At 31.9% G+C, this 22,496-nt stretch carries 21 protein-coding genes; 5 read left to right on the top strand and 16 right to left on the bottom strand.

From position 1 onward, the window contains the following. Position 1 precedes the first annotated feature (1 nt). Genes mutL through Q0945_RS13555 form a run of 4 tightly spaced genes read left to right on the top strand, consistent with a single transcriptional unit; the run spans position 2 to position 4,532 of the window. On the top strand, positions 2-1,876 hold the full coding sequence (gene mutL / locus Q0945_RS13570) for a DNA mismatch repair endonuclease MutL (protein ID WP_299435484.1): 1,875 nt from the start codon (positions 2-4) through the stop codon (positions 1,874-1,876). Beyond that, positions 1,877-2,611, top strand: coding sequence for a rhomboid family intramembrane serine protease (locus Q0945_RS13565; protein ID WP_299435482.1), 735 nt, complete (start codon positions 1,877-1,879; stop codon positions 2,609-2,611). 4 nt (positions 2,612-2,615) lie between these two features. After that, complete coding sequence (locus Q0945_RS13560; RefSeq protein ID WP_299435480.1) at positions 2,616-3,482, top strand: rhomboid family intramembrane serine protease; 867 nt, start codon at positions 2,616-2,618, stop codon at positions 3,480-3,482. Positions 3,483-3,485: 3 nt separating this feature from the next. Next, positions 3,486-4,532 carry an endonuclease/exonuclease/phosphatase family protein gene (locus Q0945_RS13555; RefSeq protein ID WP_299435478.1) on the top strand — a complete coding sequence of 349 codons (1,047 nt, stop codon included), beginning with the start codon at positions 3,486-3,488 and terminating at the stop codon, positions 4,530-4,532. On the opposite strand, the gene Q0945_RS13550 is transcribed toward Q0945_RS13555, so the two are convergent. The 9 genes from Q0945_RS13550 to udk form a co-directional block, all read right to left on the bottom strand. Then, positions 4,519-4,836, bottom strand: coding sequence for a DUF6122 family protein (locus Q0945_RS13550; RefSeq protein ID WP_299435476.1), 318 nt, complete (start codon positions 4,834-4,836; stop codon positions 4,519-4,521). The two genes, Q0945_RS13555 and Q0945_RS13550, sit on opposite strands and share 14 nt — an antisense overlap. After that, on the bottom strand, positions 4,829-5,467 hold the full coding sequence (locus Q0945_RS13545; RefSeq protein WP_299435474.1) for a WbqC family protein: 639 nt from the start codon (positions 5,465-5,467) through the stop codon (positions 4,829-4,831). The genes Q0945_RS13550 and Q0945_RS13545 overlap by 8 nt, the downstream gene beginning before the upstream one ends. A 3-nt stretch (positions 5,468-5,470) precedes the next feature. After that, a complete protein-coding gene (lepB, locus tag Q0945_RS13540; protein ID WP_299435472.1) occupies positions 5,471-7,171 on the bottom strand; it encodes a signal peptidase I in 1,701 nt (566 codons plus the stop codon). A gap of 97 nt (positions 7,172-7,268) precedes the next feature. Further along, entirely contained in the window at positions 7,269-7,970 is a 702-nt protein-coding gene (dapB, locus tag Q0945_RS13535; RefSeq protein WP_299435470.1) for a 4-hydroxy-tetrahydrodipicolinate reductase, read from the bottom strand. Between the two features lie 3 nt (positions 7,971-7,973). Further along, on the bottom strand, positions 7,974-8,636 hold the full coding sequence (locus Q0945_RS13530) for a DUF5683 domain-containing protein (RefSeq protein WP_299435468.1): 663 nt from the start codon (positions 8,634-8,636) through the stop codon (positions 7,974-7,976). Further along, complete coding sequence (locus Q0945_RS13525; RefSeq protein ID WP_299435466.1) at positions 8,629-9,540, bottom strand: ParB/RepB/Spo0J family partition protein; 912 nt, start codon at positions 9,538-9,540, stop codon at positions 8,629-8,631. The genes Q0945_RS13530 and Q0945_RS13525 overlap by 8 nt, the downstream gene beginning before the upstream one ends. Further along, positions 9,540-10,313 (bottom strand): AAA family ATPase, encoded by a 774-nt coding sequence (locus Q0945_RS13520; RefSeq protein WP_299435464.1) that lies wholly within the window; start codon positions 10,311-10,313, stop codon positions 9,540-9,542. Before Q0945_RS13520 ends, Q0945_RS13525 begins: the two co-directional genes overlap by 1 nt. 165 nt (positions 10,314-10,478) lie before the next feature. Continuing rightward, positions 10,479-10,814, bottom strand: a complete 336-nt coding sequence (locus Q0945_RS13515; protein WP_299435629.1) for a septum formation initiator family protein — start codon at positions 10,812-10,814, stop codon at positions 10,479-10,481. Position 10,815: 1 nt separating this feature from the next. Continuing rightward, positions 10,816-11,424 carry a uridine kinase gene (gene udk, locus Q0945_RS13510; protein WP_299435462.1) on the bottom strand — a complete coding sequence of 203 codons (609 nt, stop codon included), beginning with the start codon at positions 11,422-11,424 and terminating at the stop codon, positions 10,816-10,818. 193 nt (positions 11,425-11,617) lie between these two features. Here udk and Q0945_RS13505 point away from each other — a divergent pair, with 193 nt between their 5' ends. Further along, the gene (locus Q0945_RS13505; RefSeq protein WP_299435460.1) at positions 11,618-12,826 is read left to right on the top strand and encodes a multidrug effflux MFS transporter; all 1,209 of its coding nucleotides are present in this window, start codon (positions 11,618-11,620) and stop codon (positions 12,824-12,826) included. A gap of 60 nt (positions 12,827-12,886) precedes the next feature. Here Q0945_RS13505 and acs read toward each other — a convergent pair whose 3' ends face one another. From acs to Q0945_RS13470, 7 genes are all read right to left on the bottom strand, one after another. Beyond that, a complete protein-coding gene (gene acs / locus Q0945_RS13500; protein WP_299435458.1) occupies positions 12,887-14,794 on the bottom strand; it encodes an acetate--CoA ligase in 1,908 nt (635 codons plus the stop codon). 85 nt (positions 14,795-14,879) lie between these two features. After that, the gene (locus tag Q0945_RS13495) at positions 14,880-16,655 is read right to left on the bottom strand and encodes a sodium:solute symporter family protein (RefSeq protein ID WP_299435456.1); all 1,776 of its coding nucleotides are present in this window, start codon (positions 16,653-16,655) and stop codon (positions 14,880-14,882) included. A 25-nt stretch (positions 16,656-16,680) separates the two neighbouring features. Then, positions 16,681-16,941, bottom strand: a complete 261-nt coding sequence (locus Q0945_RS13490; RefSeq protein ID WP_299435454.1) for a DUF4212 domain-containing protein — start codon at positions 16,939-16,941, stop codon at positions 16,681-16,683. 120 nt (positions 16,942-17,061) lie between these two features. Beyond that, entirely contained in the window at positions 17,062-18,141 is a 1,080-nt protein-coding gene (locus Q0945_RS13485; RefSeq protein ID WP_299435452.1) for an anhydro-N-acetylmuramic acid kinase, read from the bottom strand. A 6-nt stretch (positions 18,142-18,147) separates the two neighbouring features. Continuing rightward, positions 18,148-19,734, bottom strand: a complete 1,587-nt coding sequence (locus Q0945_RS13480) for a glycoside hydrolase family 3 N-terminal domain-containing protein (RefSeq protein WP_299435450.1) — start codon at positions 19,732-19,734, stop codon at positions 18,148-18,150. Between the two features lies 1 nt (position 19,735). After that, the gene (locus Q0945_RS13475) at positions 19,736-21,001 is read right to left on the bottom strand and encodes an MFS transporter (RefSeq protein ID WP_299435448.1); all 1,266 of its coding nucleotides are present in this window, start codon (positions 20,999-21,001) and stop codon (positions 19,736-19,738) included. After that, entirely contained in the window at positions 20,998-22,491 is a 1,494-nt protein-coding gene (locus tag Q0945_RS13470; RefSeq protein ID WP_299435446.1) for a family 10 glycosylhydrolase, read from the bottom strand. The genes Q0945_RS13475 and Q0945_RS13470 overlap by 4 nt, the downstream gene beginning before the upstream one ends. Positions 22,492-22,496: the final 5 nt, after the last annotated feature.

Below are 22,496 nucleotides of genomic sequence, written 5' to 3'. Positions count from 1 at the left end.
CATGGCAGATATTATAAAACTTTTGCCAGACCACGTAGCGAATCAAATTGCTGCGGGTGAGGTAGTGCAACGTCCCGCTTCAGTTGTAAAAGAACTTCTAGAAAATGCAATTGATGCTGGTGCTACGACAATAAAACTTATTGTAAAAGATGCTGGAAAAAAGCTTATCCAAGTTGTAGATAATGGAAAAGGAATGAGTGCTACAGATGCTCGTTTAAGTTTTGAAAGGCATGCTACATCTAAAATCCAAAAAGCCGAGGATTTATTTAATTTAAATACAAAAGGGTTTAGAGGAGAAGCTTTAGCGTCTATAGCTGCAATTGCACACGTAGAGCTTTTAACCAAAACGGAGGTAGATGAAGTAGGTACCCAATTAAAAATAGAAGGCAGTAAAGTAATTGCTCAAGAAGTTACGGTTACTCCTAAAGGAACTTCAATGCTGGTAAAGAACCTTTTTTTTAATATACCAGCACGTAGAAATTTTTTAAAATCTAATCAAGTAGAACTTAGACATATTACAGACGAGTTCCATAGAGTTGCCTTAGCGCATCCAACTATTGCTTTTCATTTTTATAATAACGGAAGTGAGTTATTTAATTTACCTATCGTAAATTTTAGAAAAAGAATAGTACAAATATTTGGAGGAAAAGCTAATTCTAAATTAGTACCTGTTAACGAAGAAACGCAAGTGGTGAAAATTTCTGGATTTGTAAATAAACCAGAATTTTCAAAAAAGAGTAGGGGAGAACAGTTTTTTTTTGTGAATGATAGGTTTATAAAAAGCCCTTACCTGCACCATGCTGTAGTTGCTGCTTTTGAAGGGCTAATAAAACCAAATACGTATCCTGGTTATTTTTTATGTTTAGAAGTGGATCCTGGTACAATAGATATCAATATTCATCCAACAAAAACCGAGGTTAAGTTTGATGATGAGCATACATTATATGCTTTGTTGCGTTCTACAATAAAACATAGCCTAGGGCAATTTAGTGTTGTGCCAGCTATAGATTTTGAGCAAGACCCTAATTTAGATACACCTTATTCTTATAAAAATAAACAAGTAGAAATACCGCAAGTTACAGTAGATGCTACTTTTAATCCTTTTGCTAACGAGGTAGAAAAGCCAAAAAGTACTTCTAATACAGCAGGAACTTCATTTACAAATTATACCAAACCAAGTACTAAAGGGTGGGAAAATTTATATGAGGGTTTAGGAACAAAAAAAGAGGAAAGTGCTCCTTTTGCTAGTATGGAGTTTGAGTCTGAGGTTATTACAGGGTCTATATTTAAAGAAGAAAAGATTGAAGAAGAATCAGTTTCAACAACATTTCAACTTAGAAGAAAATATATAGTAACCACCATTAAATCTGGTATGGTGGTAATAGATCAGAGTAGAGCGCACCAAAGAGTACTCTATGAAAAATTCTTAAAGAATATTACTATTCAGGAAGCGGTAACTCAGCAATTGTTATTTCCTCTTTCTTTGCATTTTTCTACCACAGATGTTACTATATTAAAAGAAATACAAGAGCAGTTAAGAACTATTGGTTTTGCATTTAATATTACCGATAAAGAAGTTGTAGAAATAACTGGAGTTCCCTTACAGGTTGTAGAAAGTGAAGTGGAAATGGTTTTAGAACAATTAATTTTAGATTATCAAATGGAAATTTCTGGAGATAGTTTTTCGCAAACCGATATTCTTGCAAAAACACTTTCTAAGACTTTAAGTGTAAAAACAGGAGCGGTATTAGATGCGGCTTCACAACAAGCTTTAGTAAATGATTTGTTCGCTTGTAAGGAACCAGGATTAAGTCCGTTTAATAAACCAACGTATGTTACTATAACAGAAAACGATATTGATAAAAAATTTATTTAGATGGCTAGATTAACAGGTGTTATTAAGCATTTACTAATAATTAATGTCTTATTTTTTATTGCTGCACAGCTTTTCGGCGAACAAATTTATCATTGGTTTTCAATGTGGTTCCCATTGAATAAGAATTTTCAATTTTGGCAAATTATTACTCATATGTTTATGCATGGTAGTGTAATGCATATAGTTGCTAATATGTTTGTATTATGGATGTTTGGTTCTCCTCTAGAAAAAATGTGGGGGAGAAATAAGTTTTTATTTTTCTATTTTTCAGTGGGATTAGGTGCATTATTAATACAGACCCTGGCTAATTATTATTTTTTCTCAGAATCCTTAGAGGTACTTGAAAGTGCAGGGGTAGTTAAATCTGAAATAATTGATACATTAATTAAAGGTCAATATAACACAGGTTGGTATGAATTAGCATCTAAAGATATCGTGGAGAGTTTGTTGTCTGAATTTAATGGAAGAATGTTGGGTGCTTCTGGTGCTACTTCTGGAATTATGGTTGCTTTTGCTTTTATGTTTCCAAATATGGAGTTAATGCTCTTGTTTTTTCCAGTGCCAATAAAAGCAAAGTATTTTGTTCCGTTATACTTTATTGGAGATTTTTATTATGGCTTTAGTAATTCTGGAGACGGTATAGCTCATTTTGCGCATGTTGGTGGTGCGTTATTTGGTTTTATTATGATGTGGTATTGGAAAAAAAATCAATTTAACGGTAACCGTTGGAATTAAGTGTATGGCACAAGGAAATTTAAAATACCAATACGCTAACCTCTCTATAGCAGAAAAACTTATAGTAGTAAATGTTATCGTTTTTATTGTAGACGGACTTTTGAAAGCTCTTTTTGGGTTTAGTATTATGTCTTGGTTTGAGCTACCCAAAGATTTTTCTATATTTATAACGCAGCCATGGTCTATAATTAGTTACTCTTTTTTTCATGGTAGTTTAGGGCATGTATTTTGGAACATGATGTTGTTGTACTTTTCAGGAAGAATTTTTCTGAACCTTTTTGGAAATAAACGTTTTCTTAATGTCTATTTTTTAGGAGTTATAGCTGGTGGATTAGCGTTTTTATTGAGCTATAATGTTTTTCCAACTTTAGTACACACAAATACTTCGCTTATTGGAGCTTCGGCAGGTGTTACAGCTATATTAATTTTTATATGTACATATATACCTAATCAAGAAGTTAGACTCTTTATTATTAATGTTAAGCTTTGGTATATAGGTGCTTTTGTAGTTTTAACAGATTTAATTCGAATACCTACTAGTGGGAATGTAGGAGGGCATTTAGCGCATTTAGGAGGAGCTGCTTTGGGGTATTTTTATGCGAGACAACTTCTTAATGGTACAGATATAGGTTCAGGTTTTGAGAAGTTAGTTGATGGAATTGTAAATATCTTTAGGAAAAAAGAAAAAAAATCTCCTTTAAAAACTGTTTACAGAAGAGAGTCTGTAAAAAAACAAACGAAACCGGATTACACAAAAGAAAGTAAACAACGTAAGGTAGATGGTATCTTAGATAAGATTAGTAAGTCTGGTTACGAAAGTTTATCTCAAGAAGAAAAGGATTTTTTATTTAAAGCGGGCAAAGAAAACTAAAGAGTGAAGAAGCTATCTATATTTCAAAAACTTATTTATTTTATTGCGGTATTATTGGCTTTACTGTTGCTGTTGGCTTGTGTAATTCCTTATTTTCCAGTTAAGTTAATCCCTTTGTTTTCATTTATTAGTTTAGGGGTGCCGGCCTTAGTTGTACTAAATATTCTTTTTGCTATTTATTGGGTATTTACTAGTTTTAAAAGAAGTTTGTTTTTAATTGGAGCTTTAGCAGTTGGTTATTTAATTCTAGGTTCTTTTGTGCAATTTAGGGGAGAATCTGCAAGGGACTCTAAAGAAGATATAAAAATAATGACATTTAATTCTTATGGTTTTCAAGGGGTAGGAGAGAAAAATGATAAAGAGCAAGAAAAAGAAAACGGTATTAATATAATAGATTTTATATCAAAACAAAACCCAGATATTATCTGCTTTCAGGAGTTCGATTATAAAAGAATACGAAGTGGAGAATTAGATGCATACCCTTACAATTATGTTGATTTTGAGTTTGGAGTTAAAAGAGATAAAGTCATTCAAGCTATTTATTCAAAATTTCCTATTGTTTCTAAAGGAAATTTAAATTTCCCTAAAAGCTATAACAATGGTATTTATACTGATGTCTTATACGAAAAAGATACATTGCGAATTTATAATTTACATTTAGAATCCTTGGGTATTACACCAGGTAAAGGAGTTTTATCTACCAAGCCTCCAGAAAAGTTATATAAACAATTGGGAGATGTATTTAAAAAACAAGAGGAGCAAGCTTTATTAGTTTCTGAACATGCAAAAGTAGTTAACTATAAAAAAATTATTTGTGGAGATTTTAACAATGGGCAATATTCTAGAATATATAATTTAATTAGAGGAGGTCTTAAAGATACTTTTGAGGAAAAGGGGAGTGGTTATGGTAGAACATATAATTATCATGGATTGCCTATTCGGATAGATTTTATTCTTGCTGATAAAGGAATTATTGTAGAATCGCATAAGAATTTTAATGTTAAATACTCAGACCATTTTCCAGTAATGGCTTCATTTAGTTTAAAGTAATCATATAGCAGTCTGCTAGATCTGCAAGAATATGAATGAGAAGTGCTAATCCAAATATCCTAGTTTTTTTGTAAAGAAATAATACTATATATATGGCTATTGCCCAATAGGTATGTAAAGGATGATAGTTAATACTGCAACGCATAGAATCAAATACAGGAGTTGCAAAAAAATGGTCCACATCAATTACTATTCCTGCTAAAAGAACAACAATAGCAAAGGTTTTATCTTTTTTGTAGAATGCCAAAGCAATAATAATGGGAACTATAAAATGTATACCATAATGTATTACAAATCTAAGCATGTAAGAAGTCTAATTTTATTTCCTTTAGATACATAAGTGCATTGGTTCCTTCATTAAATAAAAGGTCCAGAATACTTGTATTAGGGATAAAACTATTACGGTCACTAAATACTTGAATGTATTCTTTAGCAGTATAAGTAGGCTCTTTTTTAGCATTTATTAAAAACCTAACATCTACGACATCTACTTCTTCTAATTTAGTATTATACTCTGTAGTTTTTTCTTTAGGTATTTCTAACTGGAGGCAATCACAAACAACCTCAATAGTTTTTAAATTAAACTCTAATAAACTTTCAAATTTTGTAGTGTATAGTGGTTGTATTTCATCCTCGTAAAACTCAAAAAAAGGGGAGGACCTGTAAGCGGTTTCTAAAGTTCGCCAATGTTGCCTTTGCCAAGGATATGAGTTGTCTATTTTAATGTCCTTATATTTTTGCTTCTCTTTATTTTTTCCTAAATGAATAATAGGAATGTTTAATATGTGCTTACCACGATCTGCACAAACATAAGCTCTGTTTCTATAGGTTTGTTTTTGATAATTGTCCATGTATTCCCAATAGACTTCTTTTTGAGCAATAACAGCAAAAGTTACTAAGTTTGGAATATAAGCAGGATGTAGTAAGTACTTCAAAAGTTAGGCTTTGTTTTTTCTTTTCTTACGGAAAAAGTCAAATACGAACCACCCAACTAATGCTATTAAAAAGAATTTAAAATAAGACCTTGGTTCTCCATCGCCATTTACCGTAGTAAATACACGATCCCATCTAATTTTCCAGTTTTTAAAGCCGTCTGTAAAGTTATCAAAACTCATCCAAATGAAAATTGGAGTTCCAACAATATGGTTTTCTGGAACATACCCCCATGTTCTACTATCTTCAGAATGGTCTCTATTATCTCCCATCATCCAATAATAATCTTGTTTAAAAGTATAAGTTGTAGCAACTTTACCATTTAAACTAATTTGATTTCCAGAAACACTTATTTTGTTTCCTTCGTAATCTTTAATTATTTTTTTATAAATAGGAAGTATGTTTAAATCTAACGGGACAGTAACTCCTTTTTTTGGAAGGTAGATTGGTCCAAAATTATCGTTATTCCAAGCATAGTTTGGGTTTTGAGGAAAAATGTTTGCACCTCTACTATTTTTTGGTTCAACTTGTCTTACCACAGAATCTATAGAAGTGTCTGCCTTTAATTTAGATACCATTTCGTTGGTTAAAGCAACTAAACGCTGCCTTTCTGTAATCTCTTTTAAAGAGAGTCTTGCTTTTTGAATAACTTTAGTTGGGATGCCTAAATGCTTTGTATATAATTCTAGTTTACCATCTTCTGTTTGGTTATATCCTAAAAGATATTCTTGTATAATTTGTGCTTGCTCTTGGTTTATTGGGTCAGAAAGATATTTTCTAGTTAAATCTACAACCCCTATATTTTTTAGTAGGCGTGAAGAAACTCCTTTTTGACTGTACACCATATAGTCGTACTGAGGTTTAGCTCTATCAGACAGTTTTAGTTGTTTCCCATTAATAAAAACATAACCATCTATAATCTCTAAAGAATCTCCAGGGGTCCCTACACAACGCTTTACATAGTTAGATTTTTTGTCAATAGGTTTTTTTACCCCTTTTTCTCTCTTAAAGAAAACACGAACTGTATCTGCGGGCCAGCTAAATACAACAATATTATTTTTTTTAACTTTTGTGAAACCAGGTAGTCTAAAGTATGGAAGTTGCGGTTTGTTTAAATATGAACGTGTGCCAACAACAGGAAGTGTATCATGAACCATTGGTGCCGCGACTGTAGTCATAGGTGTTCTTGCTCCATAATGAAACTTACTTACAAAAAGAAAATCGCCCACACGCAATGTTCTTTCTAACGAACCTGTTGGAATTACATAAGGTTGTATAAAATAAGTGTGTACTAATGTTGCTGCTACAATTGCAAAAACAATAGAGCTAACCCATTCTCCTAAAGCTGTTGTTGGTTGTAAACTACGATCTTCTATATACTTTACATCTAGTAAATAATTTACATAGTATATGTAAAAACCAAGAGTTAGAACAACTAACCAAGATTCAATAAGGCTATTTCTTCCAAAACTTCGTATGGTTTCTATCCAAATAACAGGAAACATTAATAAGTTAATAATAGGTATGAATAAAAGTATAGTCCACCATTTTGGTCTATTTATAATTTGCATTAATACAATTGCATTATAAACAGGTATAGCAGCTTCCCATGCTTTTCTTCCAGCTTTAACGTATAGTTTCCAAGTTCCTAAAAAATGAATAACCTGTACTATAAGTATAAAAATAATCCACTGTGTAGTATCCATATAAATGCTATTTGTTTTCTATTTTAAAAGTGCAATGCACTCTTTAAGTCTTTAATTATTTTGTATTAGTGCTAAAAAGATGTTTATGTTACAAATATTAACCTAGGTTTAACACATCTCTCATAGTAAAATTTCCTTTTTTACCAAGAATCCATTCTGCAGCAATAACTGCTCCTAAGGCAAACCCTTCCCTGTTATGCGCAGTGTGTTTAATTTCTATACTGTCAATATCACTATTATATGCAACAGTATGTGTTCCAGGTACAGCTTCTATTCTTTTGGCTGTAATGGGGATTTGGTTGTCACCAGACTCATCTAATTTCCATTTAGTGTAATCTGAATTATTTATAACGCCTTCCGCTAGAGTAATAGCAGTACCGCTTGGAGCATCTAGTTTTTGTGTATGGTGAATTTCTTCCATAGACACATTATATTGTTTAAGGTTTTTCATCATTTTAGCTAAATATTCATTTAACTCAAAAAAGACATTAACACCTAAGCTAAAATTAGAAGCGTAAATAAAGGCTCCTTCTTTTTCTTTACATAGAGAAACTGCTTTATCATAATTATCTAACCAACCTGTTGTACCACTAATAATAGGAACATTGTTTTCTAGGCATTTAGTAATATTACCATAAGCAGCAGTAGGCATACTAAAATCAATGGCAACATCAAAAGAAGAAAAATCTATTTCTTTAGTATCTATATCTATTTTGGCTACAATGTTATGATTTCTATTTAGAGCAGCTTGCTCAATCATTTTTCCCATTCTTCCGTATCCAAATAATGCTATTCTCATAAGTTAAAAATTAATTGTTAGTCCCATTCCATAATTTGGATTGTTACTAATTGGGTCTAAATTTAAATAAGGTTTAAAATCTACGCTAAGGTCATCACTGACATTAAATTGTTGTAAGTGTGCATCTACATTAGCATCTACAATATTTAAGATATAAAGAGCTATTGTAATTACTAGAGACAAGTCTCTTGCTTCTTGAAAATCTTCTTGTTTATTTTGTAAAACTGTATCAGAAAAATTTGGATTTGTATTACCATTTTCCCCATTAGGATTATAAAATTCATCATCTAAAAATCCGGCTTTTCTTCTTTTAAATGCAACTCTAAAGCGGTCATAAAGATCGTTGTTAAATTTATAAGAATAAATTCCTGCTCCTATGGCACCATATACAATAGGAACTTTCCAGTAGCGTTTATTATAAATTTGTCCTAATCCTGGTAAAATTGCGGAGTAAAATGCAGCCTTGCTAGGTGCTAAAGGGTTAATGTTTCTTTTTTTCTTATTTTTTTTAGAATCAATAACAACACCTTTATCTTTTAGATTAGTTTTTACACTATCTATATTAACCTGCGTAGTTGTGCTATCTACTTCTTTATTACCCTCTTGAGCAAAAGTGTAACAAGAAAATAAGATTAGAATAATTGCTGTAATTAGGTATTTATTCACCTAGGATTATTTTTTTTATTCGTTTAAAATCTTCTTTGGATGTATATGGAATCGTAATTTTTCCTTTATTTCCCGAGGTTGGTTTAATGTCTACTTTAACATCTAAGTAGTTAGATAAGTTTGTAACTCCTTTTACTATATATTCAGGTGTTTTTAAGGTTTCTGTCGTTGGTGTTGTTATTTTTTTTGGTTTTTTTTCTTCATGATATTTTTTTACCGCTTTTTCTGTTTCTCTTACGGACAAATTTTCAGAAACAATTTTTTCATATAGCGCTATCTGATCTTTATTTTTTTCTATGTTCACTAGAGTTCTACCATGACCCATGCTTAAAAAACCATCTCTCATGCCAGTTTGTATAATTGGATCTAACTTTAAAAGTCTTAAGTAATTTGCAATTGTAGAACGTTTTTTACCTACGCGATCACTTAATTTTTCCTGAGTAAGTTCTATTTCATCAATAAGGCGTTGGTAAGACAAGGCAATTTCTATAGGGTCTAAATCTTGTCTTTGTATGTTTTCTACCAAAGCCATCTCTAACGATTCTTGATCGTTAGCAATACGAATATATGCAGGTATAGTTTGAAGATTTATAAGTTTAGAAGCTCTAAATCTTCTTTCTCCAGAGACTAATTGATATTTATTAAAATCTAACTTACGAACAGTTATAGGCTGTATAACTCCTAATTCTTTTATAGATGTTGCTAATTCATTTAATGCTTCGTCATTAAAATAGGATCTTGGCTGAAAAGGGTTAACCTCTATACTTTCTAGCTCTAGCTCCACAATATTCCCAACAACTTTATCTGCATTTTTATCTGTTGCAGATTGTATGTCGTTTTCTGGATCTTTTAACAATGCAGATAAACCTCTTCCTAAAGCCTGTTTTTTTGTTGCTTTTGCCATTACGCAATTTCCTTATTTTTATTTACTACTTCGTTAGCCATGTTTAAATAGTTGGCAGCTCCTTTACTACTAGCATCATATTTTATAATGCTTTCCCCGTAACTAGGGGCTTCACTAAGGCGCACATTTCTTTGAATTATAGTTTCAAAAACCATGTCTCCAAAATGTTTTCGAACCTCTTCTACAACCTGATTGGATAATCGTAACCTAGAATCGTACATAGTTAACAGCATGCCTTCTATATCTAAATCTGGATTGTGTATTTTTTGAACACTTTTAATGGTGTTTAATAATTTACCTAGTCCTTCTAATGCAAAATATTCACATTGAATTGGTATTATAACAGAATCTGCAGATGTTAAAGCATTAAGTGTTAGCAAGCCTAAAGATGGAGCACAATCAATTAAAATATAATCATACTTTTTTTTAAGCCTTGTGATAGCTTTTTTCATCATGTATTCTCGCTCTTCTTTATCTACTAGCTCAATTTCAATGGCTACTAAATCTATATGAGACGGAATTAAATCTACATTTGGGGATGTAGTTTCAATAATGGTTTCTTCTGCAGTTTTTGTATGTTCTAATAATTGATATGTTCCTAGCTCAATACTTTCCACATCTATACCTAATCCAGATGTAGCATTAGCTTGGGGGTCAGCATCAATTAATAACACTTTTTTTTCTAGTACCCCTAGCGATGCCGCAAGGTTTACCGTGGTTGTAGTTTTACCTACACCACCTTTTTGATTTGCTATAGCAATTATCTTGCCCATTGTAAAGTAAGTTAGGATGTAAAAATACAATTATTTGTGGTGTTCTAGAAACGATTTTGTTAACACAAAGTGAATAAGTATAACAGATTGTGTTAAATAGCGTTAAAGTGTTGTAAAATAAGAGTTTGTAGAGGTCTTTTTTGTGTTTTTTTAGAGAAAAAATATTTACGGAAGTTTATTCATGGTTTTTAGGCTATCCTCATATTCTATTAAGTAAATTTCCTCGTTTTTCTTTTTTAAGTAGTACTCTTCCCTTGCAAATTTTTCTAATTCTTTAGCGTCAGAAAGTTTATCAATAATTACTTTGTCTTTTGCAATCTCTTCCTTTAGGAACTCTTTTTGTTTTTCTAGTTTATTAATTTCTTTTTTTAATTCTAAATGAATTAATAAAGAATTGGTGTCAATAAATAGCATCCAAATAACAAAAACAGTTAGTACTAACACATAGGCGTTAGTAATTATTTTAAACCAAGGTTTTTTTCTTAAATCTGCTAATCCCATTTTAGGATAATTTATCATTTATTATAGTGCGTACTATATCTATAGCTACCGTATTATATTTATTATTTGGAATAATAATATCTGCATATTCTTTAGTAGGTTCTATAAACTGGTCATGCATTGGTTTTAATGTGTTTTGGTAACAATCAAGAGTTTCATCTAAGCTCCAACCTCTTTCTGTGGTATCTCTTTTTAATCTACGAATTAATCTTTCATCAGAATCTGCATGCACATAAATTTTAATATCAAACATTTCTCTAATTTTAGAGTTGGTTAAAATTAGAATACCTTCTACTAAGACTACTTTTCTTGGTTGCGTTGCAAGAGTTTCCTTTGTTCTATTACATTTAATAAAAGAATAAACCGGCTGTTCTATAGATTGACCAGATTTTAATAATTCTAAATGTTCTACTAATAAATCAAAATCTATAGCAGATGGGTGATCAAAATTTGTTTTTTTTCGTTCTTCAATAGTTAGATGAGATAAATCATTGTAGTATGAATCCTGAGAAATAATACCAACTTCTTCTTTAGGAAATTCATTCATTATTTGATTAACAACGGTAGTTTTTCCGCAACCTGTTCCTCCAGCAATACCTATAATTAACATGTATAACAATTTATACAAAAATAAGTATTTGCTATTTAATGAAACTAAAAAATAAGTATGGGATTATTTAAATTATAAACAACTAATAAAAACGCAATATTTTTACTTTTTGTATTCATAAAATCTATTAATAGATACGTTTTTTAATGATAAATAATCTATTTACTATATAGCATATAAGTACCTTTGTATCATGGAGAATGAGAATGTGAAACCAAACTTTGAGTTTGTTGCTTTAATGGCATCGTTAATGTCTATTACGGCTTTGGCTATTGATGCAATTTTACCAGCACTTTCAGATATAGGTATAGCGGTTAATAGTTTAGGAGATACCGAAAATCAAAAACTCGTTACCATGATTTTTTTAGGTTTGGGAGTTGGGCAATTATTTTTTGGGCCTTTATCTGATAGTTATGGCAGAAAACCTATGATTTACATTGGTTTTGGAGTGTTTTTTATTGCAAGTCTTATCTGTGTTTTTGCACCATCTATGTCATGGATGGTTTTTGGTAGAATTTTGCAAGGTATAGGATTGTCTGCAGCTAGGTCTATAAGTATATCTATTATTAGAGATACTTATAAAGGAGATTATATGGCAAAGGTAATGTCTTTTGTTACCGCTTTTTTTATTTTAATACCAGTGATTGCGCCAGCTATAGGAAAAGCTTTTTTGAATAATTTTGGATGGCAATCTATTTTTTATATACAACTGTTTTTCTCTTTAATAGTGTGTATTTGGTTTTGGAAAAGACAACCAGAAACTTTAAAACCAAAATATAAAATACCTTTTACTAGGCATGTTTTTTTTGATGGTTTAAAAGAGCTTGTACGTTATAGAAAGACTATTGCTTTTACTATAATATCTGGTTTAATTACAGGTTCTTTTTTAGTGTATTTAAGTGCTGCGCAACAAGTTTTTGAAACGCAATATGATTTGGTCGATGAATTTCCATATATTTTTGCAGGATTAGCTATCTCTATTGGTATTGCAACATTTTTAAATGGAAGTTTAGTCCTAAAATTTGGAATGCAAAAATTAGCGTTTATGGCACTCTATTTATTTTTTGGAGTGTCTTTGTTATATGTAGTTTTGTTTTGGAACTCTCCAAATCCTAATGTTATTGTTCTAATAGTTTTTTTAGCTACTCAATTTTTTAGTTTAGGGTTTTTGTTTGGTAATTTACGCTCTATTGCAATGGAGCCTATTGGTCATATAGCTGGAATAGGGGCTGCAATTACTGGTTTTATATCTACAGTAATATCTATACCAATAGCAACATATGTTGGTAGTTTTGTAGAGAATACAGTTTGGCCTTTATTTGCTGGGTTGGCTGTTTGTGGTTTTTTCTCTTTGTTTATTTTTATTCTTATTAGAAGAAAACAAAGAATTGTCTTAGCATAGAAAACCAAACATTGTTCTTTTAAAAAAACATGTTTGGTTGTTAGCAGTTTTGGGTATTACTTATAAAGAATTTTCCATAATATCTTTTATTACCTCTGGATTTAACAAAGTACTTGTATCTCCTAAATTACTAGTGTCTTTACTAGCAATTTTTCTAAGAATACGACGCATAATTTTACCACTACGTGTTTTTGGTAAGCCGGGTACAAATTGAATTTTGTCTAATTTTGCAATAGGTCCAATATGTTCCGTAATTTGTTGGTTTATTTCTTTTTTAAGATTTTCTCTATCTCTACTTTCTCCTGTTTCTTTTAATATTACATAACCATAAAGCGCATTTCCTTTTACATCATGAGGAAAACCAACAATAGCAGACTCTGCAATAGCAGGGTGTTCATTAATAGCATCTTCAATTGGAGCTGTTCCTAAGTTATGTCCTGAGACTATAATAACATCATCTACTCTTCCTGTAATTCTGTAATAGCCAACAGCATCTCTATGGGCACCATCACCAGTAAAATATTTATTTTGGTAGGCAGAAAAGTAAGTATTTCTATAACGCTCATGATTACCCCAAATGGTTCTGGCTATGGATGGCCAAGGGAATTTAATACATAATCTTCCATCTACTTGATTTCCTTTAATTTCTTTACCGTTTTCATCCATAAGTGCCGGTTGAATACCAATAAATGGAAGTGTGGCAAAAGTTGGGGTAGTAGGGGTTACATAAGGTATTGGCGAAATCATTATTCCACCAGTTTCTGTTTGCCACCAAGTATCTACGATTGGACTTTGTTTTTTGCCAACGTTGTTATTGTACCAATGCCAAGCCTCTTCATTTATAGGTTCTCCTACGGAGCCTAAAACTTTTAAAGAAGATAAGTCATATTTTTCTACATATTCTAAGTTTTCCTTTGCTAAAGCCCTAATAGCAGTTGGAGCTGTGTAAAACTGATTAACCTTGTGTTTTTCTACAACTTCCCAAAATCTACCATAATTTGGGAAAGAAGGCACGCCTTCAAACATAACGGTAGTTGCACCATTTGCTAGTGGACCGTAAAGAATATAGGAGTGACCTGTAATCCATCCAATATCTGCAGTACACCAATAAATATCATTTTCTTTATACTGAAAAATATTTTTAAACGTATAGGCTGTATATACCATATAACCAGCTGTAGTATGTACCATTCCTTTTGGTTTTCCTGTAGAACCAGAGGTATATAAAATAAATAAAGGGTCTTCTGCATTCATAATTTCAGGAACACAATCACCATAAGCATCATCTAATAAAGGTTGTAGCCATTGGTCTCTTCCTTCTTTCATAGTAATGCCTGAATTAATACGATTTACAACTAAGACACTAGTAACTCCTGGAGAATCTTCTAAAGCTTTATCTACAATACCTTTTAAATCTATAGTTTTAGAGCCTCTATAAGAACCATCAGATGTTAGTACAATTTTACAATCCGAATCGTTAATTCTTGTAGAAAGTGCATTAGAAGAAAACCCTGCAAATACAACTGAATGTATAGCTCCAATTCTAGCACATGCTAAAACCGCAACTGCTAATTCTGGAATCATTGGTAAATAAATGCAAACACGGTCTCCTTTTTTTACGCCTTGCTCTTTTAGAACATTTGCCATTTTAGAAACGCGTTCGTGCAACTGAGAGTAAGTTATATGTAATGCTTCTTCTTTAGGGTTATTTGGTTCAAATAGAATAGCTGTTTTATCTCCACGAGTAGTTAAATGCCTATCAATACAGTTCTCAGTGATATTTAGTTGTGCACCTTCAAACCATTTTACTTCAGGTTTAGTAAAATCCCAGTCTAAAACGGTGTCCCACTTTTTTCTCCAAATAAAATGCTCTTCAGCAATTTCTTCCCAAAAAGCTTCTGGATTACGAACAGATTTTCTGTAGACTTGATAGTATTCTTCTAAATGTTTTATATGGTAATTACTCATGGGTTTTTTATTGATTTAAGCAAGAAGAATCTAAAGTAAATATTTCTTCTAAAAATTCAAACTATATAAGCGTTGTGTTTTTTTATTAATGGGATACGGCTTCACCAGCGCCACTTGGAATTCTAATATTTTCTACAATTTCTTGAACATTTTTAGGTGGGGCAGGAGTAACTCTAGAAACGATAACAGAAACAATAACATTAACAAGCATCGCAAATGTTCCAAAACCTTCTGGAGAGGTTCCAAACCACCACTCGCTCGCTGGCCTTGGATCCATAACACCGATTAATCCTGTTTTGTATCTAATCATATAAAATAGCATAAGAGATATTCCTACGACCATACCAGCAATGGCACCTTCTTTATTCATGCGTTTATCAAAAATACCTAATACAATGGCAGGAAAAAAGGATGCAGCAGCTAATCCAAATGCAAGAGCAACAACGGCGGCGACAAATCCTGGCGGGTATATTCCAAAAATTCCAGCAATTATTATTGCTACTACTATTGCAATACGCGCAGCTAATAGTTCTCCTTTTTCAGAAATGTTTGGTTTTAACTGCTTTTTAATTAAGTCATGAGAAATAGAAGTAGATATTACAAGTAATAAACCTGCAGCTGTAGATAGTGCAGCTGCTAAACCACCAGCCGCAACTAAAGCTATAACCCAATTAGGTAAGTTTGCTATTTCTGGATTTGCAAGAACCATAATATCGCGATCTACATAAAGCTCATTTGTAGCGTTATTTGCATTAGAAATTAAACGTTCTCCATGTATGCCTCTTTCATTTGTGAAAACTGGCTTTTTACTTGATATAGCGCTTCCTGCTACATATTGAATTTTTCCATCTTTATTTTTGTCGGACCAAGCAATTAAGCCTGTGTTTTCCCAATTTTTAAACCATTCTGGGATAGTGTTGTATTCTTTATTACTTACTGTTTCAATTAAATTAGTTCTAGAAAATACCGCAATTGCAGGTGCTGTGGTGTATAAAATAGCTATTAATAATAAGGCGTATCCAGCTGATTTACGAGCATCTTTAACTTTAGGAACTGTAAAGAAACGTACAATTACATGCGGTAATCCTGCAGTACCGGCCATTAGAGCTAAAGTAATTGCAAAAACATCCCATGTAGATTTTGTTCCACTAGTATATTCATTAAAACCTAATTGCGTGTGTAGCGTATCTAATTTGTCTAATAAAAAAGTGCCTCCTTCAACTTTTCCACCCATGCCAAATTGTGGAATTGGGTTTCCTGTCATTTGCATAGAGATAAAAAAGGCAGGAACCATAAAAGCAAAAATTAAGACGCAATATTGTGCTACTTGGGTATAGGTTATCCCTTTCATTCCTCCTAAAAAAGCAAATATTAAAACTACAGCCATACCAATAATAACACCTAGTGTAATATCTACCTGAAGAAATTGTGAAAAAACAATGCCAACACCTCTCATTTGTCCTGCAACGTAAGTAAAAGACACAATTAATGCGCATATTATAGCTACGGTTCTTGCGGTGTTAGAATAGTAGCGATCCCCAATAAAATCTGGTACTGTGAATTTGCCAAATTTTCGCAAATAAGGAGCTAGGAGTAAGGCAAGCAGGACATAACCTCCAGTCCATCCCATAAGGTATACAGAGCCATCATAGCCTGCAAAAGAGATAATTCCAGCCATGGAAATAAAGGAGGCGGCGCTCATCCAATCTGCTGCTGTAGCCATACCGTTTGCAAGGGGAGAAACACCACCACCTGCAACGTAAAACTCTTTAGTAGACCCTGCTCGTGCCCAAATTGCTATTCCAAAATAAAGGGAAAAAGTTACCCCAACTAAAATCCATGTCCATACTTGAACGCTCATATTATTTTGTTTTTAGGTGAGATTTTTATTCGTCGTAGCCGTACTTCTTGTCAAGCTTATTCATTAGTTTAACATATATGAAGATTAGAACAACAAAAACATATATAGAACCTTGTTGCGCAAACCAAAAACCTAGTTTAAAACCTCCTAGGCGAAATTCATTAAGGGTTTCTCTAAATAGTATTCCAGCTCCAAAAGAAACCAAAAACCAGATAGTAAGTAGAACTGTTAAATATCTTATATTTTCTTTCCAATAAGCAGATGCTTTCTCTTTTTTGCTATTCATAAATATATACTGTTAAAAAAAGTACTATTATATAATCTGTAACAATTTAAGAATTGATTTGCTTATACAGCAAATATTATCTGTAAATAACAATAAAGTACTATAATTTGACTGTAGAAGTTATTGCGGATAAAAAATTACACCAGAACTAGAGTCTTTTATAGCTCCAGTAACGGAACTAAGTACATTTGTTTTGTTTTGATGTTTTAAAACCCCCATTAAAGCAAAAATTAAAGCTTCTTTAAATTCTATAACGGTTTTAGAAGGTATAATTACTGTTGTCGTGTTTTGTAATTCCTTTTTTAAAGTGTCTATTAAAAATGAGTTTAGGGCTCCACCTCCAGTTACTAAAAGCTGGTTGTTTTTTTTTGAAATGTTTTGCTCTATTTGTATTGTAATTTGATTACATATATGTACCACTGCAGTATGTAATAGATTAGGAATAGTGTCTTCTGTTTTGTCTATTAATGGAATAACTTCTTGTAAAAACCATTCGTATCCAATAGATTTTGGGTAGGGTAGTTTATAAAATTCTAAAGCACTTAAGCTATCTAATAAATTTTGATTTAGTTTTCCTGAACGTGCTAAATCTCCACCTTTATCGTAAGCTAAATTTATTTTTTGAGTGATATAATTTAGTAGCATATTAGCCAATCCAATATCATAAGCAATTCTATCTTTCCCTTTTTGGAAAGAAATATTACTAATACCGCCAAGGTTTAAGCAAAAATCATATTCTTTAAAAAATAGCATATCTCCAATAGGAACTAATGGAGCTCCTTGACCACCGAGAGCAACATCATTAGTTCTAAAATCGTTAATTACCACTTTGTTGCAAGCATTTGCTAAATGTTGCCCGCTCCCAATCTGATAGGTAACTCCTTTTTTTGGTTGGTGGTGGGTAGTATGCCCATGGCTAGCAATAAAATCAACTTCTAAATTTTCTTCTTCAATAAAAAGTTTTGCTTGTTCTCCTAGCCAAGTTCCGTACGTATTGTTTAATTCAAGCAATCCTAGAGCTGGTAAATGAATAGCATTTTTAAGATTGCTTTTCATTTCTAGAGTATAGTCTACACTTTTTGTTTTTGCAATTGTATATTGATATACTCCGTCTATTTCTGAAATTTGACAGTAAGCCAAATCTAACCCATCTAAAGAAGTGCCAGACATTAATCCTATTACATTAAACGTTTTTTTCATAATGCTTTACTTTATAGAAATGGGTAATTTTCCTTTTGCTTCCACTTTTTCTAAAAAATGATGGGCGGCAACAGTTTTAAATTCTTCAAAGTTTTGATAAGAAATTATTACAGATTGTGCTTTTTTATAGTTTAAATGGTTTAGAATATACGGGTTTCCAAAAACGTATAGTTTTACATTTTTAGTATGTAATAATTCATTTATAAAAGTCCAGTATTCTTCAGGAATATCAAACTTGTTTTGAGGCTTTACTTTAGCAGGTTCTACGTTTAAAAGAATGTTTTTTACATCTTTTATTTTTGACTTTATTTCTGTTATAGATGCATCATTTAAACTATAAAAATCGATTTTTTTTTCTTCTTGAATGGTATTAAAAAAAGTAGTGTCTTTGCTGAAATTTACACTAATTCCTACGAAAGAATTTTTATCAAAATCTTTAGTATTGTTTTGTAGTTGCGTGATGCTTTTTTTTGCAATCTGACTATTTAAAGAGCTAAGGCTTATTCTTCTTCCTTTTTTGTTATTAAATTGATTTATTGCCTTTTCTTTTAATAACCATATTCTTTTAAAACTCTCTTCTATGGTTTTTGTATCTGCATTTTTTAGAATAGTTTCTATACCTTCTTTGGTGTTTTCCGCAAAACATAAAATATCATTTCCAGCATCAAAAGCTAGTCCTTCTAATTCTCCTTTTCTGGGATAGTTTTTAGAAACGGCATGCATGTTTAAAGCATCGGAAATTACGACCCCATTAAACCCCATTTCTTTGCGTAAAACACTTTTAATAATGTCTTTAGATATACTGGACGATATAGTACTCCCGTTTGCTAAGGCAGGCACCGATAAATGCCCAACCATTACAGAATCTATACCAGAGGCAATAGCTTTTTTAAAAGGATATAACTCGTTTTCCCATAAAGCTTCTTTGGTTTTATCTATTAAGGGTAAATCTAAGTGCGAGTCTGTAGCAGTATCGCCATGTCCAGGAAAATGTTTAATACTAGTTAGTATTCCTGCTTCTTGGGTTCCTTTTATAAAAGCAAGTGCTTTTTGGGTAACATTTTCTTTATTCTCTCCAAAAGAACGGTAACCAATAACAGGATTGTTAGGGTTGTTATTAATATCTACGACAGGAGCTAAATTCCAATGAATACCAGCATCTTTACAATCTAAAGCAATATTTTTTCCAACAGCTTCAACTAAATCTAAATTACTGGTCATTGCTCCCAAACAAATGGTATAGGGGTATTGTGGTGTATTTTCAATACGCATAGCTAATCCCCATTCCGCATCAATACTAATTAAAAGGGGGTGTTTTGCTGCTTTTTGATACCTTTTAATTAATTTTTTTAAAGTTTGTAAACTTTCTTTATTGTAAATTATTTTTTTCTTGCCTTCAAAATTTGTGGCTGCACTAGCTCTACTATGAAAAAAGCATAATCCTCCAATTCCTTGTTCTTTTATTAGGTTTTCTAGCGTAGAGATTTCTTTTTCAGTATCATTAATAAAAGCAGCGGGCATAAAAAATTGCCCAACTTTTTCTCTTAGGCTAAGAGATTCTGATGCTAGAGTATAAGAAGTGATATTACGCATTCTATGAGTTTGATTTTTTACCGTATTCTGCAGGGTATTCAATATATTTTAAAAGTATCAAAGCAGGGAGAGCTGCAATAACTACCCAAATAAAGAATCCGCCGTAGCCTAACCATTCTTGCATATAACCACTTATCATTCCTGGAAGCATCATCCCTAGAGCCATAAAACCTGTAGCAATTGCGTAATGCGACGTTTTAGATTTTCCTTCTGCTATATAAATTAGATACATTAGAAAGGCGGCAAAACCAAAGCCATAACCAAATTTTTCAAAAGCTACTGTTGCAGTAACGGCAATAATATTAGTGGTTTTTGTTACGGCTAAAATTGCATAAAGAATATTTGGAATATTTAAAGATAACAACATGGGTAACATCCATTTTTTTAGTCCGTCTCTAGAGATTAATATTCCGCCAAGAATTCCGCCAATAGAAAGCATTATTACGCCAACCGTTCCAAATAAAGTTCCTAGTTTTTCGGTAGAAAACCCCAATCCGCCTTCAGAAACTTCATCTAACATAAAAGGGGCTGCCATTTTTACTAATTGCGATTCTCCTAAACGGTATGTAAGAATAAAAGCAAGGGCAATACCAATATTAGGTTTTTTAAAGAAAGAGCCTAAAATAGTTCCAAAACTTTGAGGTTTGTCTACATTATTTTTTTCTTCATTTTCATATTTAGGAGCTGCAAAAAAGTTGGCTATTGTTAAAGCTAACATTAGTGTAGCAGCAGCAATCATGGTAATGCTCCAAGCTTTAGTACTATCACCGTATTTGGTTTCTAAATAACCTGCAAGTATAACTATTAAACCTTCTCCTGTAACCATTGCTAGTCTGTAAAAGGTACTTCGCATACCAACGAAGAAAGACTGTTTTTTTTCGGATAATCCTAACATATAATACCCATCCGACGCTATATCGTTAGTAGCAGATGCAAATGCAGCCATCCAAAAACAGGCTAGGGTTGTAGTGAAAAAAATATTAGTTGGTAGGGTTAATCCAACTCCTAAAAGTGCTAAGGCAATTAAAAATTGCATGGCTAAAAACCATTTGCGTTTTGTGCTTTTTAAATCTACAAAAGGACTCCAAAGTGGTTTAAGAACCCATGGTAAGTATAGCCAACTGGTATATAGGCCAATATCGGAATTACTAATTCCTAATTTTTTATACATAATTACAGATACGGTAACTACCATTACATAAGGGAGACCTTGCGTAAAATATAAAACAGGAACCCATGCCCAAGCACCTTTATCTTTTTTAATCATGGTTTTAAATTTAATACTATTGGTTTACTTTCTTGCCCGTAATAGTCTAAAAAACTAACCGCTACCTGTTTTTTGCTTTTTAATTCTTTTAAGGGAATTGTAAATTGATGATTTGTATTAATGTGGATTTTGGTATGTAATTTAGTAATAGGGTAGCTTTCTTTTCGTTTTTTACCACTATTATAGCATAAAGCATATCTAATATTATGGTTTGTATTTATAGAAAAATGAATAGTGTCTGATGTTATTTTTAAATTTTTAACTTTAATCTCTTTTATAGGTTCTTTTTTTAAGGGGGAGATTGGTGAAAGAGCTGTTTTTTTATAGTATTTTTTTTGAATGTTTTTTACAACATCGGTATTCTTTTGCATTAAAGATTTGGCACTAAAAAATGCATTGCCTACTATTTCTTTAGTGTTTCTTGATAGTTTTAATTGGTTAGGAAGTTCTTTTTTCTTGTCCCAGGCCTTATCGCTATTATTTCTAACTTTATAAGCGCCATTACCAATGTAGATATTGCTATTACTTTTGTTTTTTGCCCACCAGCTTACTATTTTACTATGCGAAGCAATGGGTAAATTCATACTCCAATATACTTGCGGAATAACATAATCTACCCATCCTTTTTGCATCCATAATAATGGGTTTGCATATAAATCTTCATAAGTGGTAACTCCTGCTTTGGTATCCGAACCTTTTGGGTCGGTAGAATTATTTTTCCATACTCCAAACGGACTAACCCCAAACTGTACCCATGGCTTTTCTTTTTTTATAGTTTGATGCGCATTTTTTATTAAAGAATCTATATTACTTCTACGCCAGTCTTCTAATTTTTGGTTAGGTTGTTTGTAAAATTCATAACAAGATTGGTCTTCAAAAACTAGATCTTTAATTTTATAAGGATAAAAATAATCATCAAAATGAATAGCATCAATATCGTACTTACGAACCACCTCTTTTATGATAGAAGCTAATTTTTCTCTTACTTCTGGTAATCCGGGATTGTAATAATTTTTTTTACCATATTTAAGCATCCACTCTGGGTGTAAGTTAAAATCATGTGTAGGACTTAGAACTTCTGTATTTAAATCAAATGTTGCTCTATAAGGGTTTAGCCATGCATGAAATTCCATACCGCGAGAATGCGCCTGAGAAATCATCCATTTTAACATATTAAAATTTTGTATTGGTACTTTTCCTTCTTCTCCAGTTAAATACCTAGACCATGGTGCATAATCCGATGCGTAGAAAGAATCTCCTGTAGCTCTAACTTGTACTATAACCGCATTAAAATTTAGATTTTGATAGAAATTTAATATTTCTAGATAATCTTTTTTTTGTTTTTCTATGTTATCTAATCCGTTTTTTGGCCAATCTATATTTACTACTGTGGCAATCCAAACACCTCTAAATTCGGTTTTTGGATGCTTGTTATATGACTGTAAAGAATTACAAGAAAGAAGAATAGTAGTAAGGAGAAAAACTAACAAGTATT

The sequence above is a fragment of the uncultured Maribacter sp. genome (assembly GCF_947500405.1).
Classification (GTDB): Bacteria; Bacteroidota; Bacteroidia; order Flavobacteriales; family Flavobacteriaceae; genus Maribacter_B.
The sequence above is the reverse complement of the archived record's forward strand: the minus strand, read 5'-3'. Positions and strand labels throughout refer to the sequence as shown.